Annotated in this window: 13 protein-coding genes; 3 read left to right on the top strand and 10 right to left on the bottom strand. The window is 73.4% G+C overall.

The genetic code is table 11. The annotated features are described in order from the left end of the window. Positions 1–101: 101 nt before the first annotated feature. Together LCD33_RS09235 and LCD33_RS09230 are read left to right on the top strand one after the other, a co-directional pair. Entirely contained in the window at positions 102–1364 is a 1263-nt protein-coding gene (locus LCD33_RS09235; protein ID WP_224963090.1) for a lyase family protein, read from the top strand. Next, positions 1361–2653 carry an MFS transporter gene (locus LCD33_RS09230; RefSeq protein ID WP_224963087.1) on the top strand — a complete coding sequence of 431 codons (1293 nt, stop codon included), beginning with the start codon at positions 1361–1363 and terminating at the stop codon, positions 2651–2653. Before LCD33_RS09235 ends, LCD33_RS09230 begins: the two co-directional genes overlap by 4 nt. A gap of 7 nt (positions 2654–2660) precedes the next feature. On the opposite strand, the gene LCD33_RS09225 is transcribed toward LCD33_RS09230, so the two are convergent. After that, positions 2661–3560, bottom strand: coding sequence for an alpha/beta fold hydrolase (locus LCD33_RS09225; protein WP_224965828.1), 900 nt, complete (start codon positions 3558–3560; stop codon positions 2661–2663). A gap of 244 nt (positions 3561–3804) precedes the next feature. Between LCD33_RS09225 and LCD33_RS09220 the strand changes: the two genes are divergently transcribed. Continuing rightward, on the top strand, positions 3805–4692 hold the full coding sequence (locus LCD33_RS09220) for a DedA family protein (protein ID WP_224977721.1): 888 nt from the start codon (positions 3805–3807) through the stop codon (positions 4690–4692). 224 nt (positions 4693–4916) lie between these two features. On the opposite strand, the gene LCD33_RS09215 is transcribed toward LCD33_RS09220, so the two are convergent. From LCD33_RS09215 to LCD33_RS09175, 9 genes are all read right to left on the bottom strand, one after another. Beyond that, positions 4917–5669 carry an HAD family acid phosphatase gene (locus LCD33_RS09215; protein WP_224965830.1) on the bottom strand — a complete coding sequence of 251 codons (753 nt, stop codon included), beginning with the start codon at positions 5667–5669 and terminating at the stop codon, positions 4917–4919. 198 nt (positions 5670–5867) lie between these two features. After that, the gene (locus LCD33_RS09210; protein ID WP_224965831.1) at positions 5868–6992 is read right to left on the bottom strand and encodes a M20 family metallopeptidase; all 1125 of its coding nucleotides are present in this window, start codon (positions 6990–6992) and stop codon (positions 5868–5870) included. Continuing rightward, positions 6989–7660 carry a DUF1028 domain-containing protein gene (locus tag LCD33_RS09205; protein WP_224965832.1) on the bottom strand — a complete coding sequence of 224 codons (672 nt, stop codon included), beginning with the start codon at positions 7658–7660 and terminating at the stop codon, positions 6989–6991. The genes LCD33_RS09210 and LCD33_RS09205 overlap by 4 nt, the downstream gene beginning before the upstream one ends. Beyond that, positions 7657–8103 carry a RidA family protein gene (locus tag LCD33_RS09200; protein ID WP_224962786.1) on the bottom strand — a complete coding sequence of 149 codons (447 nt, stop codon included), beginning with the start codon at positions 8101–8103 and terminating at the stop codon, positions 7657–7659. Before LCD33_RS09200 ends, LCD33_RS09205 begins: the two co-directional genes overlap by 4 nt. Positions 8104–8182: 79 nt before the next feature. Continuing rightward, complete coding sequence (locus tag LCD33_RS09195) at positions 8183–9451, bottom strand: NAD(P)/FAD-dependent oxidoreductase (protein ID WP_224962778.1); 1269 nt, start codon at positions 9449–9451, stop codon at positions 8183–8185. A gap of 111 nt (positions 9452–9562) precedes the next feature. Further along, positions 9563–10933, bottom strand: a complete 1371-nt coding sequence (locus LCD33_RS09190; RefSeq protein WP_224965833.1) for an MFS transporter — start codon at positions 10931–10933, stop codon at positions 9563–9565. A 176-nt stretch (positions 10934–11109) separates the two neighbouring features. Continuing rightward, positions 11110–12018, bottom strand: coding sequence for a LysR family transcriptional regulator (locus tag LCD33_RS09185; RefSeq protein ID WP_224962774.1), 909 nt, complete (start codon positions 12016–12018; stop codon positions 11110–11112). A gap of 227 nt (positions 12019–12245) precedes the next feature. Then, positions 12246–14078 carry a Na+/H+ antiporter NhaA gene (gene nhaA / locus LCD33_RS09180; protein WP_224965834.1) on the bottom strand — a complete coding sequence of 611 codons (1833 nt, stop codon included), beginning with the start codon at positions 14076–14078 and terminating at the stop codon, positions 12246–12248. 71 nt (positions 14079–14149) lie between these two features. Continuing rightward, on the bottom strand, positions 14150–14833 hold the full coding sequence (locus LCD33_RS09175; protein WP_224961540.1) for a FadR/GntR family transcriptional regulator: 684 nt from the start codon (positions 14831–14833) through the stop codon (positions 14150–14152). Between the last annotated feature and the right edge of the window lie 56 nt (positions 14834–14889).

The following is a 14889-nucleotide window of genomic DNA, read 5'->3' as shown; positions in this document are numbered from 1 at the left end:
TGTCGGGACAACAACGCCGATGGACCGTTCGGGTGGCCGGGCTTAGCGTGACCGCGCTGCGAGCGACCAGTTCGCCCTCGACGAGGAGAGTGAGACGGCCGATGACCGCCGACGCGGGAACCACCACCACCGGGGACCGGCTCTACGGGACCCAGACCGAGCTGGGAGTGCGCAACTTCCCGCCGCTCGGCCGCACCTTCGGCGACCTGGCGCCGTTCGTGCGCCACTACGCGCGGGTCAAGCTCGCCGCCGCCCGCGCCAACCTCGCCGCGGGCGTGCTCGACGAGGCCCGGTGCGCGGCCATCGGCACCGCCTGCCAGGAGATCATCGCGGGGGAGCACGCCGACCAGTTCCCGACCCCGCTGGTGCACGGCGGCGGCGGGACCACCGCGAACATGAACGCCAACGAGGTGATCGCGGCCAGGGCGAGCGCGATCGCCGGGCTGCCGGTGCACCCCAACGACCACGTCAACGCCTCGCAGTCCACCAACGACACCTATCCGACGGCGATGGCGCTGACCATCCTGGAACTGGTCGCGGAACCCGTCGCGGCGCTGCGCGAACTCGCCGCCGCGTTCCGGCGCAAGGCCACCGAGTTCGACGAGACCCCGCACCTCGGCCGCACCTGCCTGCAGGACGCGGTGCGCCTCACCGCCGGGGACACCCACCGCGCCCACGCGGCCGCCGTCGACCGCGTCGCGACCGGGCTGGAGAACTCCGCCGCAGGCCTGCACGCCGTGCCGATCGGGGCCACCGCGGTCGGCACCGGGATCGGCGCGCCCGACGGGTTCGGCGAGCGGTGCGCGGCGGAACTCGCCGAGCTCACCGGACGCCCGATCACCGCCGCCGCGGACCGCTTCGACGCGCTCGCGCACTTCGACCCGTACGCCGAGATCGCCGCGGCCGGGACCCGCGCGGCCCTCACCACCGCGAAGATCGCCGCCGACATCCGGCTGCTGTCCTCCGGCCCGCGCGGCGGGTTCGGCGACCTCACCATCCCGGCCGTGCAGGCCGGATCGTCGATCATGCCCGCCAAGGTCAACCCGGTGGTCCCCGAATACGTGATGCAGCTCAGCTACCGGGTGCGCGGCCACGGGCACGCGGTCGAATGCGCCGTCGCCGCCGGGGAACTGGAGCTCAACGTGATGGAGCCGGTGGTGCTCGACGCGCTCACCGGCACCTTCGACGACCTCACCGCCGCCGCCACCACCTTCGCCCGCCGCTGCGTCGACGGCCTGGCCTGGGACGGCCCGCACCGGGAGCGGAACCTGACCGGCGCGCTGGACCGCTGGGTGGAGCTGTCCGCCGCCGAAGGCTACGAGACCGCCACCGGTCGGCTCCGCGACGGCGGAGGTGACGCATGAGCACCACGACCTGCGCCTACGAAGACGCGCCGCTGACCCGCTTCCACCTCCGGGTGGCCGTGTCCGGCACCGGCGGGCAGTTCAGCGACGGGTTCATCCTCGGCATCATCGGGATCGTCATCGCCGCCGCCGGGGAATCGCTCGGCCTCACCGCGCTGTGGAAGGGGCTGCTGGGCGCGGCGACGTTGGTCGGCCTGTTCGCCGGCGCCGTCCTCGTCGGCCCGATCGCCGACCGCATCGGGCGGCGCGGGATCTTCGCCTGGAACATGCCGGTGTTCGCGGTGCTGTCGCTGGCGCAGTTCTTCGTGCAGACGCCCGGCCAGCTGCTGGTGCTGCGGTTGCTGCTGGGGATCGTGCTCGGCGCCGACTACGTGGTCAGCAAATCGCTGGTGACCGAGCACGCGCCGGTGCGGTACCGCGGCAGGCTGATGAGCCTGCTCGCCGTCGCCTGGGCCGCCGGATACGTGTTCGCCTACCTGGCCGGGTTCCTGCTCACCGGGCTCGGCCCGGACGCCTGGCGTTACATGCTGGTGGTCAGCGCGGTGCCCGCGCTGCTCGTCGCCGGGTTCCGGTTCGGGATCCCCGAGTCACCGCTGTGGCTGGTCCGGCACGGGCGGGAAGCCGCGGCCGCGGCCGCCGTGCGCCGCCACCTCGGCCCGGACGTGCTGCCGCCGACCGTCCCGCCGAGCACCGGCCGCCGCGGCCTGCGCGCCCTGTTCGGCCCGGTCCACCGGCGGCGCACCACCGTCGGCGCCGTGTTCTACGTGTGCCAGGTCGTGCCGTTCTTCGCCCTCGGCACCTTCTCGCCGCAGGTGATGGCCGCGTTCGGCGTCACCGGCGAACTCGGCGCGGGCGCGCTTTACAACGGGTTCCTGCTCGCCGGAGCCGTCGTCGGGCTCGCCCTCATCGACCGGATCTCGCGGCGGCTGTTCCTGATCGGGTCGTTCGTGCTCGGCGGCGTGCTGCTGGCCGGGTTGACGCTGTTCTCCGGCGGTCCGGCCACCTCGGTGGTGCTGTTCACCGCGTTCGCGTTCGTGCTGGCCGCCGCGGTGAACCTGGAGTTCGTGTACCCGCCGGAGCTGTTCCCGACCGACCTGCGCGCGTCCGGGGTGGGGCTCGCCGTCGCGGCCAGCCGGATCGGCTCCGCGGCGAGCACGTTCCTGCTGCCGCTGGTCGCCGACGCCTACGGCATGAACGTCGCGCTCGGCGGCTGCGTCGTGGTCCTGTTCCTCGGTGCCGCGATCTGCTGGCTGTGGGCTCCGGAGACCAGCACCGAGGTCCTCGACTGATGCCGGATCAGCCCGCCAGGACGTCGCGGACCGCCCGGGCCGCGACGTCCGGCCGGGACCAGACGAGACCGGAGTGGCCGATGTCGTCCAGGCGGCGGAGCTCGGCACGGGGGAGCGCGGCGACGAAGTCGGCGTAGAGCTCGTGCTTGGCGCGGGCGGCCGCGGCGGCACCGGCGCGGGCCTCCGGCGGGGAGAGCTCCGCGGCGAACGCGTCGGACCCCATCGCCGAGACGAGCACCAGCGGCAGGTCCGGGTCGGGACTCGCGTCGCGGACCTCCTGGAACAGCTCCGGCAGGTTCATCGATTCGCGCAGCGACCGCAGGTGCGCGGCCGGGCCGAACCCCCGTGCCAGCAGCGGTTCCCGGATCTCCGCGGGCCAGTCGGCGAGCGCCCGGCCGACCGCGGCCCGGTACGCGTTCCGCATCGCCGACAACCCGTCGGCGGGCAGCTCGACGTCGGTGGTCCACGCCAGGAGCCGTTGCGCGGCCTCGGCGGGCAGGCGCTGCACGATCTCCTCGGGCGTCGGGTCGAGCAGCACCAGCCCGGCCACCTCGTCCGGGAACCGCTTCGCGTACAACCGCGCGTAGAGCCCGCCCAGCGAATGCCCCACCAGCACGCGCGGCCCCGGCACGTCCGCCACCCGCAGCAGCGCGCGCAGGTCGTCGGTGACGCGGGTGCCGCTGCGCGGCAGCTCCACCGGATCGCTCCAGCCGAGGCCGAGGCGATCCACCAGCACGCTCGTGGTGAACTCGGCGACCCGCTCGTGCAAGCGCAGGCCGTGCAGCCCGGACATCCCGCCACCGGCCAGGAACACCGCGGGCGGGCCGCCGCGACCGGAGCGGTGCAGCAGCATCTGGCCGGCGGGAACCGGGTAGCGCGCTCCCAGCGGAGCGGGTGCGTCGTCCACGTCCGAACCTCCCGTAGTCCGCCGCCGATGCTCCCAGGCGACGCCGCGCATCCCGCGCCCGGGGTGATCGCGGACACACCTCGGGCCAGGAGGCTTTCCGTGCCGCTGCGGCATGGTTGGACACTGCTCCCGGACGAGGCGCGCTGGTCGGTTCGCCGATTCGCGACGGCCCGGGCCACCCGGGACCGCACGGCAGACGACCTCCTCTTCTCGTCGAGGGGGCAAGCCATCCAGAGGGAGAGACATGACCGGCATCGACCACGAGGGCGCGCAGCCCGGGCCGAACGGGGACGCGGCCGAGGGGGCGGGCGCAGCCACCGCGACCGGCGCGACCGCTACGACCGCTACCACCGGCGCGACCGCGGAGGACCGGGCCGCCGCGCCCGCCGCGAAGAAGCGCCTCCGCTGGCGCAGCAAGGACTACACGCCGGAAGAGCTCGCCGAAGCTCAGCAGCAGTGGCGCGACGCGATGCCGTGGGAGCACCCGATGTCGCGCGGCGACAAGTTCCTCGTGTTCGCCACGTTCGGCGTCGTGCTGCTGATGCTCGGCTCGATGCCGTTCCGCCCGTTACTGCTGGCCTCGCACCCGCTGGGGTTGAGCGCGGTCACCGGCAGCCTCTCCGCGATCGGCGCGGGTGCCGCGTTCGCCCGCATCGGTGAGCTGGACCTGTGGCTGGTCGTGGCGGCCGGCGTGTTCGGCATGGTCAAGTTCGACTGGCTGTTCTGGCTCGCCGGACGCCGCTGGGGCGAGAAGATCATCCAGATGTGGGCGCCGGGCGAGTTCGGCAAGCGGTTCGTGGCCCGCGTCCGGTCCTGGCCGAGCTGGGCGATGCCGCTGGTCATCATCGCCGCGGCGCTGCCCGGCATCCCCGCGCCCGCGGTGTTCGCGGTGGCCGGGGTCAGCGGGATGGGCCTCGTCCGGTTCCTGGTCTTCGACGCGATCGGTGCCGGGCTGATGGCGGGCCTGGTCGCCGGGCTCGGCTACGGGATCGGGCAGCACGCCGTGGACTTCGTGCTGATGATCGACGACTACGCGCTCTACCTCACCCTGGCCCTGGTCGTCTGGGTCTCGATCCAAGCAGGCCGCAAGGCGAACAAGGAGCAGCAGGAGAAGAAGCGCCAAGCCGCTTGATCTGCGGGGGCGCCTGCTTCTGCTGCTCGCGGGGCGGGTGGCGGAACCTCAGCGGTTCCCTCGTTGCGGGATCTTTTTCACCGGTGGCTCCACCACAGGCGAAAAAGCTGCCCTCGCGAGGGAACCGCTGAGCCCGCGGGTGGTCCTTCTGCTCTGGTGGTCGCTGCTCAGCGGCTTCGCCGCTGACGGGGAACTGGCGCCGGGCCGCCGAGTCCGCCCCAGGATCAGGGCAGGTAGTACATCGGGTTCGGGAGTTTGACGGGCTTTTCGGCGTGGCCGCCCTGCAGGTCGCTGTGCTGGTCCCCGAGGTTCAGCACGATCGTGCTGCCGAGCGATTCGATGTGGGCGCGGGTCGCGGACTTGTACTCCACGGTGCTGCAGCCCAGCCCGCACGGCAGGTGCTCGGGCGCTTCGGTGGTCGGCTTGAAGAACGCCCCGGCCGGTTCCGGGAAGCCCTCGTCGGCGAGGTTGCGCAGCGAGGCCTTCTGCAGGTCGTCGCCGCGCCCGGTGAGGAAGTAGACCCGCACGCCGTGCTCCGCCGCCCAGTTCGCGAGCGCCCGGGTCTGGCGGATCGGTTCGAACTCGGCGTCGTCGATGGCCTCGCGCTGCTTCTCCTCGTCGAAGCCGAAGTCGTTGTCGGCCTCCCAGCCGTAGGTCAGCTCCGAGGTGTCGTCGACGTCGAGCACGATCGCCGGGTTCGGCACGCCCTCCGCGAGCCGCTGCCGCAGGTAGCCCTCCGCGTGCGCGACCGCCTCGTCGACCTGCCGGTCCCAGGCGCTGCCCTCGGTGGCGTGGTGGTTCCCGTCGGAGTCCACCCGGTCGCCGTAGTAGTCCTGGACGGCGAGCTTGGCCCGCCCGAGGTTGGCCGGTTCGGTGCCGGCCGACTCCGAGGCGACGGCGGTGACCCCGCCGGCCAGCGTGGCGCCGATCGCGGCGGCGGCACCGAGTTTGGCGAGTCCGGTCCGGCGGTGGGCCATCGTGTCGCTCCCTGGAGATCGCGGTCGAGATGCGCGGAACCTAGCAGCCGGGCGCCTCCGGGCGCGGGATCTGACGCGTTCCCGACGGCGAGTCGCCTCCGGCGAGCTGCGGATTTCCGCTGCGCGGGAGGAGTTCCCTCGACTGCTCGCCTTCGGCCGCGATCTTCCGGAGATCCGCCCCGGCGTGCGGTCGACTGGTCAGGACGCCACGTCGAGGGCGGTCCAGGCGAGCGCGGTGGCCGCGTCCAGCAGGGCCCGTTCCGCGTCGCCGCCGACGCAGTGCGCGGCGAACTCGGGCTGGTGGTTCAGCGCGGGAAGCGAACCGATCCCGACGTAGGGGTGGATCGCCGGGACCACTTGCGAGACGTTGCCCATGTCGGTGGACGCGCGGTTCATCCGGCGTGCCACCGGGTTCGGGTCGCTGCGGCGGCCGAGCCGTTCGGCGTTGCGCACGTAGGCGTCCAAGGCCGGCCGGTCGGTGCGGAACTCCGCGTACGGCTTGCTCTCCGGCACGATCTCCAGCGCGGCGTCGGTGGCGTGCGCGCCCGCTTCGAAGCAGCGCCGCACCTTCTCCTCGGTCTCGGCGAGCTCGTCCAGGCTCTCGGCCCGCACGTACCAGCGGCCTTCGGTGCGCGCCGGGATCGCGTTCGGCGCCTCGCCGCCGTTGGTGAGGACGCCGTGCACCCGCACCGTGTGCGGGAGCTGCTGGCGGAGCAGCCCGATGGCGACCTGCGCGACGGTGAACGCGTCGGCCGCGTTGACGCCCTGCTCCGGGTAGGCCGCGGCGTGCGCCGCCTTCCCCTGGTAGGACACGTGCGAGTGCGACACCGCGAACGGTTCCGCCTCCGCGACGTCCACCGGCGCGGGGTGCGCCATCATCGCCAGGTCCAGTCCGGCGAACGCGCCGCGCTCCAGCATTTCGATCTTGCCGCCGCCGCCTTCCTCGGCCGGGGTGCCGTAGACCTCGATGGTCAGGCCCGCCGAATCGGCCAGCGGGGCCAGCGCCCGCGCCGCGCCGACGGTGATCGCGGCGATCAGGTTGTGCCCGCAGGCGTGGCCGAGCCCCGGCAGCGCGTCGTACTCGGCGCACAACCCGAGCCGGAACGGGCCGCTGCCGAACGTCGCCAGGAACGCGGTCTCCAGCCCGAGGTAGCCCGGCGTGACGTCGAAACCGGCCTCGGACAGGGATTCGGCGACCCAGCGCGCCGAGCGGTGCTCCTGCCACGCCGTTTCCGGGTGGGCGTGCAGCTGCTCGGAGAGCCGGACGAGCCGGTCGGCGTCCGCGGTGACGGTGGCCCCGGCGGCCTGCTTCGCGCCGCTCACCGCTCGTCCCCCGGCACGCCGTAGGACGGCGCCGCGGTCGGGTCGAGCGCGCGGGTCACGTAGTCGTCGCGCTGCGGCAGCCAGATCTCCAGCAGGTCGCGGAGATCCGCGATCGGCGAGTCGCTCCAGTCGATGCGCAGGTCGGTCTCGCGCCACGACACCTCGCGGACCACGGACAGCCCCGCCGAGTGCACCGGACCGGCCTCGCCACCGGCGGCCAGGCCCGCTTCGAGGGCGGTGAGCAGCCGCCGCTCCAACTCGCCGGTCGATGCGGCGAAGGACTCGGCGACGGCGTCGACGACCTCGGGCGCCGCCAGCATGTTCCCGGCGGCCACCACGCCCGGCTCGACGCGGTGCCGGTGCACGCCCAGCGACGCGGACCCGGAGTGCGCGGCGCCGTCGCCGCCCGGTGCCAGCACGGTGAGCTGCCGGTGCTCCACCAGCTCGTGCCCGCGCACCACCGAGTCCAGCGCGGCCTGCGCCCCGGACCCGGACTCCAGCGCGTCCAGCAGCGCCGGGCCCAGCCGCGGATCGGTCACGTTCTGCGAAGAGGCACCGCCGACCCCGGCGCGCAGGTGGATGCAGCGGGCCGCGACTGCGGGGCTGGAGGAGGTCACGGCGATCCCGACGGCACCGCGGCCGTCGGTGCCGAGCACGGAGAACGTCACCGGGCACCTCCCGGGAGCACGGCGATCGCGTCGATCTCGACGAGCCACTCCGGCCGGGCCAGCGCGGAGACCACCACGCCGGTGGAGATGGGGTGCACGCCGCGGGTCCACCGTCCGATGGTGCGGTACACCGCCTCCCGGTAGCGCGGGTCCACCAGGTAGATCGTCAGCTTCACCAGGTGCTCCATCCGGGCCCCGGCCTCGTCGAGGAGCATCGCGATGTTGGCCATCGCCTGCTCGGCCTGGGCCGCGGCGTCGCCGATGCCGACCGATTCGCTGGTGTCGAGGTCCTGGCCGATCTGCCCGCGCACGTACACGGTGTCCCCGGCGACGACGGCCTGGCACAGGTCGTTGTCCAGGTCCTGCTCCGGATAGGTGTCGCGGGTGTTGAACGGCCGGATGCGGGTGTGGCCGCCCGCGACGATCGGCGGGTGGTGGGTCATCGTCGGCTCCTTCGCGGTGTCGTTGGACCGCTGCCTGTGGCGGTCGGCGGCCGGTCCGCCGCCCGGCGGGCAGCGGCGGTCAGCTCTCGTGGCCGGTGGCGAGCGCGGCGGCGTGCTGTGCGAGGTAGCCGCGCTGGGTGGCGATGTGGTCGGCGACGTAGCGGGCGTCGTGCCACACGCCCCAGATGAAGCTCGACCCGCGCCGCGACAGCCACGGCAGGCCGAGGAAGTAGATGCCGGGCTCCGCGGACACGCCCCCCCGCTGGTCGGGGCGTCCGTTCTCGTCGAACGCGTCGACCTGCAGCCAGCCGTAGTCGGCGGCGAAGCCGGTGGCCCACACGATCGACCCGACCTCGGCCAGGTCGAGCTCCCGGAGCGGATCGGTGGCGGCGGCGGGCAGCGGTCCGAGGACGTGCGCCTCCGGTTCCGGAGGCAGGTCCAGCCCGTTGCGCTCGACGTGCTCGTCCGCGGCGCGCAGCAGCGCGAGGTGCTGGGCGTCGCCGAGTTCGATGTTCGCGGCCAGGTCCGGCGCGAAGCGCAACGCACCGTCCACGTAGGACTCGGTCATGCCGACGAGCTCGATCCCGGTGCGGGCCAGCGCGCGGAAGTCGACGGTGCGCCCGCCCTGCGCGCCGCTGACCGCGATGGTCACGTGCTTCGCGCCCTGCGGCGGGGTGTCCGCGTCCCACAGGCCGAGCACGCCCAGCCACCAGCAGAAGTCGCGGCCGCGGTACCGGCGCGGCGGCCGGTCGTGCGGGCCGACGGACAGCAGCACCCGGCGCCCGGAGCGGCGCAGCTCGTCGGCGATCTGGACGCCCGAGGAACCGGCCCCCACCACGAGGACCGGCCCCTCGGGCAGCTGCTCCGGGTTCCGGTAGCCGCTGGAGTGCAGCTGCACCGGTCCGGCGTCGGCGGGCACGACGGGCGGGATCACCGGCCGCTGGAACGGGCCGGTCGCGGCCACCACGAACCGAGCGTCGATCGAGCCCGCCGAGGTCTCGACCCGGAACCCGGGGGCGCCGGCGTTCTTGCGCACCGAGGTGACCTCGACGCCGCAGCGGATCGGCGCGTCGATCTTCGCGGCGTAGTCGGCGAAGTAGTCGGCCACCTGGTCCTTGGTGGCGAACTCGTCCGGGCCGATCCCGGCGAACTCCATGCCGGGGAAGCGGTCGTGCCACGCGGGCCCGTTGGCGACCAGGGAATCCCACCGCTCGGTGCGCCAGCGTTCGGCGATGCGGTGCCGTTCCAGGACGACGTGCGGCACGCCCTGTTCGCCGAGGTGCTCGCTCATCGCCACGCCCGCTTGGCCGGCGCCGACGACCACCACCTCGGTCCGTTCGCTCGACATCTCGACCTCCTTCGACCGGCAGTCGCGAGTTCTTCCCGCTGCCACGGGAAAATCCTCGAAGACGCCGTGAGTTCTGTCCAACAGTCGTTGCAGCTGCACCGCATCTGCTCGTCAGATGCGGGCGGGTTCGGCGTCCGGTTCGCCGGCGGGGGAGAGGTCCTCGGCGCGCAGCAGCGCGGTCCCGGAGGTCTCCCGCAACGTCAGGGCCGCGACCAGCCCGCCCACCGCGAAGATCATCATGTAGGGGCCGGGCACCAGGGTGCTGCCGGTCGCGGAGATCAGCACCGTCAGCACGTACGGCACCGTCCCCGCGAACAGCGCGGCGGTGAGGTTGTAGCCGATGGACAGGCCGCTCTGCCGGGTGCGCGTCGGGAAGATCTCCGCGGACCACACCGCGTAGGTACCGAGGATCGCCGCGAGGCACGCGCCCAGCAGCAGCCCCGCGATCCACGTCCCGACGAGCCCGGTCCGCATCAGCAGGAACGCGGGCGTCGCCAGCACCAGCAACGCACCGGTGGCCCCGATGAACACCGGTTTGCGCCCCACCCGGTCCGAGAGCCCGCCGAACAGCGGCACCAGCACCAGGCCCAGCAGCGAGATCGCCGTGGACAGCAGCCCGGCGTTGCCCGCCGAGTGCCCGAGGTGATCGGTCTCGTAGGTGACCAGGTAGGTCAGCACCACGTAGAACGGCACGTGCATCGCCGTCATCAGCCCGGCCGCCTGCAGCAGTTCCCGGCGGTGGGTGCGCAGCAGCTCCCGCGCGGGGCTGCGCGGCACGGTGTCCGCGGCCTCCAGCGCCCGGTACTCCGGGGTGTCCTCGATCTTGTTCCGGATGATGAAGCCGATGACGCCCAGCGGCGCGGAGATGAGGAACGGGATGCGCCAGCCCCACCCGGTGAGCTGCCCCTCGTCCAGCCCGACCGACAGCAGCAGGAACGCGCAGGACCCGGCGAGGAACCCCAGCAGCGAGCCGACTTCCAGCCAGCTCACCCCGAACCCGCGGCGGCGGCGCGGCGCGGTCTCGGCGAGGAAGCTCGCCGCGCTGCCGAACTCGCCCCCGGCCGCGAAGCCCTGCACCAGGCGCAGCACCACCAGCAGCACCGGCGCGGCGATCCCGATGGACGCGTAGCCGGGCAGCAGGCCGATCGCCAGCGTCGCCCCGGACATCAGGAAGATGACCAACGACAGCGTCCGCTTCCGCCCGATCCGGTCGCCGAGCGGCCCGAACACGGCCGCACCGATGGGGCGGATGCCGAACGACACCGCGAACACGCCGAACACGGCGAGCAGCCCGGTGGTGCTGTTCTCCGCGGGGAAGAACACGGTGGCGACGGTGTCGGCGAGGTAGGCGTAGGCGGCCCAGTCGAACCAGTGCACGAAGACGCCGACGGCGCCGGCGGCGACGCTCCGGCGCAACCCGGCGGCGCTCGTGGCCTCCGGCGCGGCGGATTCCGGGGCGGGGCCGTGGTGCGAGGTCGGCATGCGCGCCTCCAGGCGTCGGATCGGTGGGACCGCGCTGGTCGGGCGGCGCGGTGCGGACCAGACTGACGCCGGGCAGCGGGATTCGTCCAATAGATGTTTTCGCTGCGCGTGAGCTGAAGAACAGATGATGTCGGGCGGATTCCGGCGCGGTTGCGGGCGTGTTGCCGGACCGGTGGCTAGCGCACGTCCCGCAACAGGTCCATCACGGCGCGGGCACGCGCGGTCTGCCGCACGCCGCCGACCGAGGTGATCGTCACTTCCAGCGGCGGGCGGTCCCCGAGCAGGTCGAGGGCGACGACCTCGCCGCCGCCGTAGGTCTGCGCGGTCCGCGGCCGCTGGTTGAGGATCGAGTACCCGAGGCCCTGCGCGACGAGGGAGCGCACCGTCTCGTAGCTCCGGCTGCGGTACCGCACGTCCGGCGCGGTGCCGGAGGACGCCACGACCTCGCGGAAGTAGTCGCGGCTGTAGGGCAGGTCCAGCAGCACCATCGGATCGGTCGCCAGTTCCGCGAGGTCCACCGCCTCCCGGTCGGCGAGCCGGTGCCCGGCCGGGACGATCACGTGCGCGGGCGCCAGGTCGATCGTCTCCCGCCGCAGGTCGGCGTCGGTGGGCGTGCCCAACCCGTAGGTCAGCGCGAAGTCGATCCGCCCGGTGCGCAGCGCCTGGTGCAGGTGCTCGGCCTCGTCCTCCACCACGGTCAGCTCGACGTCCGGGTAGTGCTCGCCGCAGGAGGCGAACAGGGCGGGCAGGTAGTACGGCGCGAGCGTCACGAAGCAGCCGATCGCCACCGGGCCGCTGACGGAGCCGCCGCTGCCGCGCGCCTCCGCCTCGACGTCGCGGGCGCGGGTCAGCAGGTCGCGGGCCTGCTGCAGCAGTCGTTCCCCGGCGGAGGTGAGGGTGAGGCCGCGGGCCCGGTGCCGGATGAACAGCTGCAGCCGCAGCTCGTGCTCCAGGTTGGCGACCGCGGAGGAGACCGCCGACTGCGCGATGCGCAGCTCGTCGGCGGCCGCGGTCATCGAGCCGCGCTCGGCCGCGGTGACGAAGTAGCGCAGCTGCACCAGGGTGAACCCCACGGGCGTGGTCATTCGTTGCTTCCTTGTCTTCGAACTCTTGCTGCGTGGTGCTCGGGTGGCGGGACCTCAGCGTCCTCCTCGCTGCGGGATCGTTTTCACCGGTGGCTCCGCCACAGGAGAAAACGCTGTCCTCGCGAGGAGGACGCTGAGAACCCGCGGGTGGTCCTGCTGCGTGCGTGGTCGGCGGCTCAGCGGCTTCGCCGCTGACAGGAAGACTGCTTGGTTCGTCGGGGGGCGGGTCATCGGCTGAGGCGGGCGGTGCGGGTGATGTTCCACGAGTTGGCCGGGCCTTCGAGCTTGTGCCCGTCGACGTAGAACACGGCCTGGTCCGGCAACGAGGCCGTGTCGGCGTCGAGGTTGTCGTCCTCGATGCGGCCCAGGTGGGCGTAGGTGCGCACGTCGTGCACGAACCGCTCCACGTCAAGGCCCAGGTCGGCCGCGATGCCGCGCAGCAGCCGGGCGTCCGGTTCGCCGCGCTGCTCGGAGATCGCGTCGTGCATCTCCCAGAACCGGTCCTGCGCGCCCGCCGCCTCGATCGCCAGCGCCCGCACGAAGTCCGGCTGCGCGGTGACGTGGTGCCGGAACACCAGCCGGAACTCGTCGCCGAGCAGGTGGCGGACCTCGTTCTCCACCTCGAAGGTGCGGGTCCGGTAGCGGTGGTCCAGCGCGGCGTAGACGACGATCGTGGTCCGCGCGTCGACCGGCCCGCGGATGTGGTCGCGTTCCGGGTCGACCTCCCGCTGCAGGGTGCGCCCGGCGGGTGCGGGCAGCGGCCGCAGCCGGTTGCCCGCGGCGAACACCGCCCAGGACAGCCCCAGCGCGAGCGCGGACGCGAGCAGCACGCCGACCCGCGCCTCGTCCCGCAACGCCGGATCGGACAGCGCCAGGTCCACCACCAGCAGCGAGATCGTGAAGCCCATCCCGGACAGGGCCCCGACCCCGGCCAGTCGCGGCACGTCGAGGCTCGGCGCGCGGGTACCCGGCACCAGCCGCCGCACCAGCGTGGAGGTGCCCGCGATGCCGAGGAACTTCCCGAGCACCAGCCCGGCGACCACGCCCCAGGTCAGCCGGGAGCTCAGCGCCGCCGACAGCGCCTGCCCGGACAGCGGGACCCCGGCGTTGGACAGCGCGAACAGCGGCACGACGAGGAAGTTGACGTAGCTCTGCAGCAGGTCGGTGAGCCGCTGGTTCATCGGCACCGACCGGTCGATGCTCCACCGCGCGAGCCGGGCCACGCGGGCCGCCGGGGCCTGCCGGAACTGGTGCACCACCTTCGAGGCGGTGTCCACGTCCTCCAGCCGCGTCGGGTAGACCGGCATCAGCAGCGCGATCAGCACCCCGGCGAGCGTCGGGTGCACCCCGGACAGGTGCATCGCCAGCCACACCCCCATCCCGACCACCAGGTACGGCATCACCCGCCAGATCCGGAAGCGCTGCAGCAGCCAGATCAGCACCAGCCCGGCGGCGGCCACCGCGAGCCAGCCGGGGGAGAGGTCGTCGGTGTAGAACAGCGCGATCACGCCCAGCGCGCCGATGTCGTCCACGACGGCGAGCGTGAGCAGGAAGACCCGCAGCCGCGGCGCCTTCCGCGGGCCGACCAGCGCCAGCATGCCCAGCGCGAACGCGGTGTCGGTGGAGATCACCACGCCCCAGGCGGGCGCGGCCGCCGATCCGGCGTTGAGCGCGAGGAACAGCAGCACCGGCACGACCAGCCCGCCGAGCGCCGCGCACACCGGCAGCACCGCGCGCCTGCGGTCGCGCAGCTCGCCGAGGGTGAACTCGCGCCGGACGTCCAGCCCGACGGAGAAGAAGAACACCGCCATCACCGCGTCGTCCACCCAGTCCGAGGCGGACATCGACAGGTCCAGCCCGCCGATCCGCACCCCGGCCTCGGTGGACCAGAAGTCGTCGTAGCCGCTGCCGAGGTTCGCCCACACCAGGGCGATGAGGGTGGCGGCGGCGAGCGCGGCGGCGGCCAGCGGCTCGCTGTCCAGGGCCCGCAGCAGCGCGCGCCGCTGCCGGTAGAAGCGCGGCATCGTCAACGTGCACCCGTCCCGGTGGTCCCTGCGCACCGGTGCGTGCAGGTGCGCCCGGCGCCGTCGCGGGCAGCATAAGGCGGTCCCCGGCCCGGCGCCGGAGCCGATCAGGAACGGCGGAACAGGTCCTCGGCGAGGGCGAGGTGTTCCCCGACCGCGCGGTCCGCGGCGGCCGCGTCGCGGCGTTCGACCGCGTCGACGAGGTCGACGTGCGAGGCGTGCAGGTGCGAGTGCTCGTGCTGCAGTTCGGCGACCGCGCTGCCGATGGTGCGGCGCAGCACCACCGTCAGCCCGGCGTAGAGCTCGTCGAGGACGCTGTTGTGCGCGGCGGCCACCAGCGAGCGGTGGAACTCGACGTCGGCTTCGGCGTACCGGTCGGCGTCGCCGTCGTCGTAGGCGGCGTGCTGCGCGTGGAGGTGCTCGCGCAGCGCGGCGAGGTCGTCGTCGGTGCGGCGCAGCGTCGCCAGCCGGGCCGCGTCGCGCTCCAGGCTGTTGCGCGCTTCGAGGCCTTCCAGCGCGTCCGCGGAGATCCGCCGGGACAGCGAGGCGGCGAGATCGCTGTCGGCGCGCACGAAGGTCCCGCTGCCGGGGCGGGTCTCCAACATGCCGAAGTGGGCCATGGCGCGCAGCGCCTCCCGGACGGTGCTGTGCCCGACGCCCATGTCGCGGGCCAGCTGCGTCTCGGGGGGCAGCTTGGTCCCGACCGGCCACTCGCCGCGGCGGATCAGGTCCTGCACCTGGGCGATGACCTGGCCGGGCAGGCTCGTGCGCTGCAACGTCCTCACCGTCATGCGCACTTCCTACCAGAACGCCGTTTTCGTCTTCACCTCTGGTGATGTGCAACAGT

Origin of the sequence: Saccharopolyspora sp. 7B (assembly GCF_020177435.1) — a bacterium.
Taxonomy (GTDB): Bacteria; Actinomycetota; Actinomycetes; order Mycobacteriales; family Pseudonocardiaceae; genus Saccharopolyspora_C; species Saccharopolyspora_C gregorii.
The sequence above is the reverse complement of the archived record's forward strand: the minus strand, read 5'-3'. Positions and strand labels throughout refer to the sequence as shown.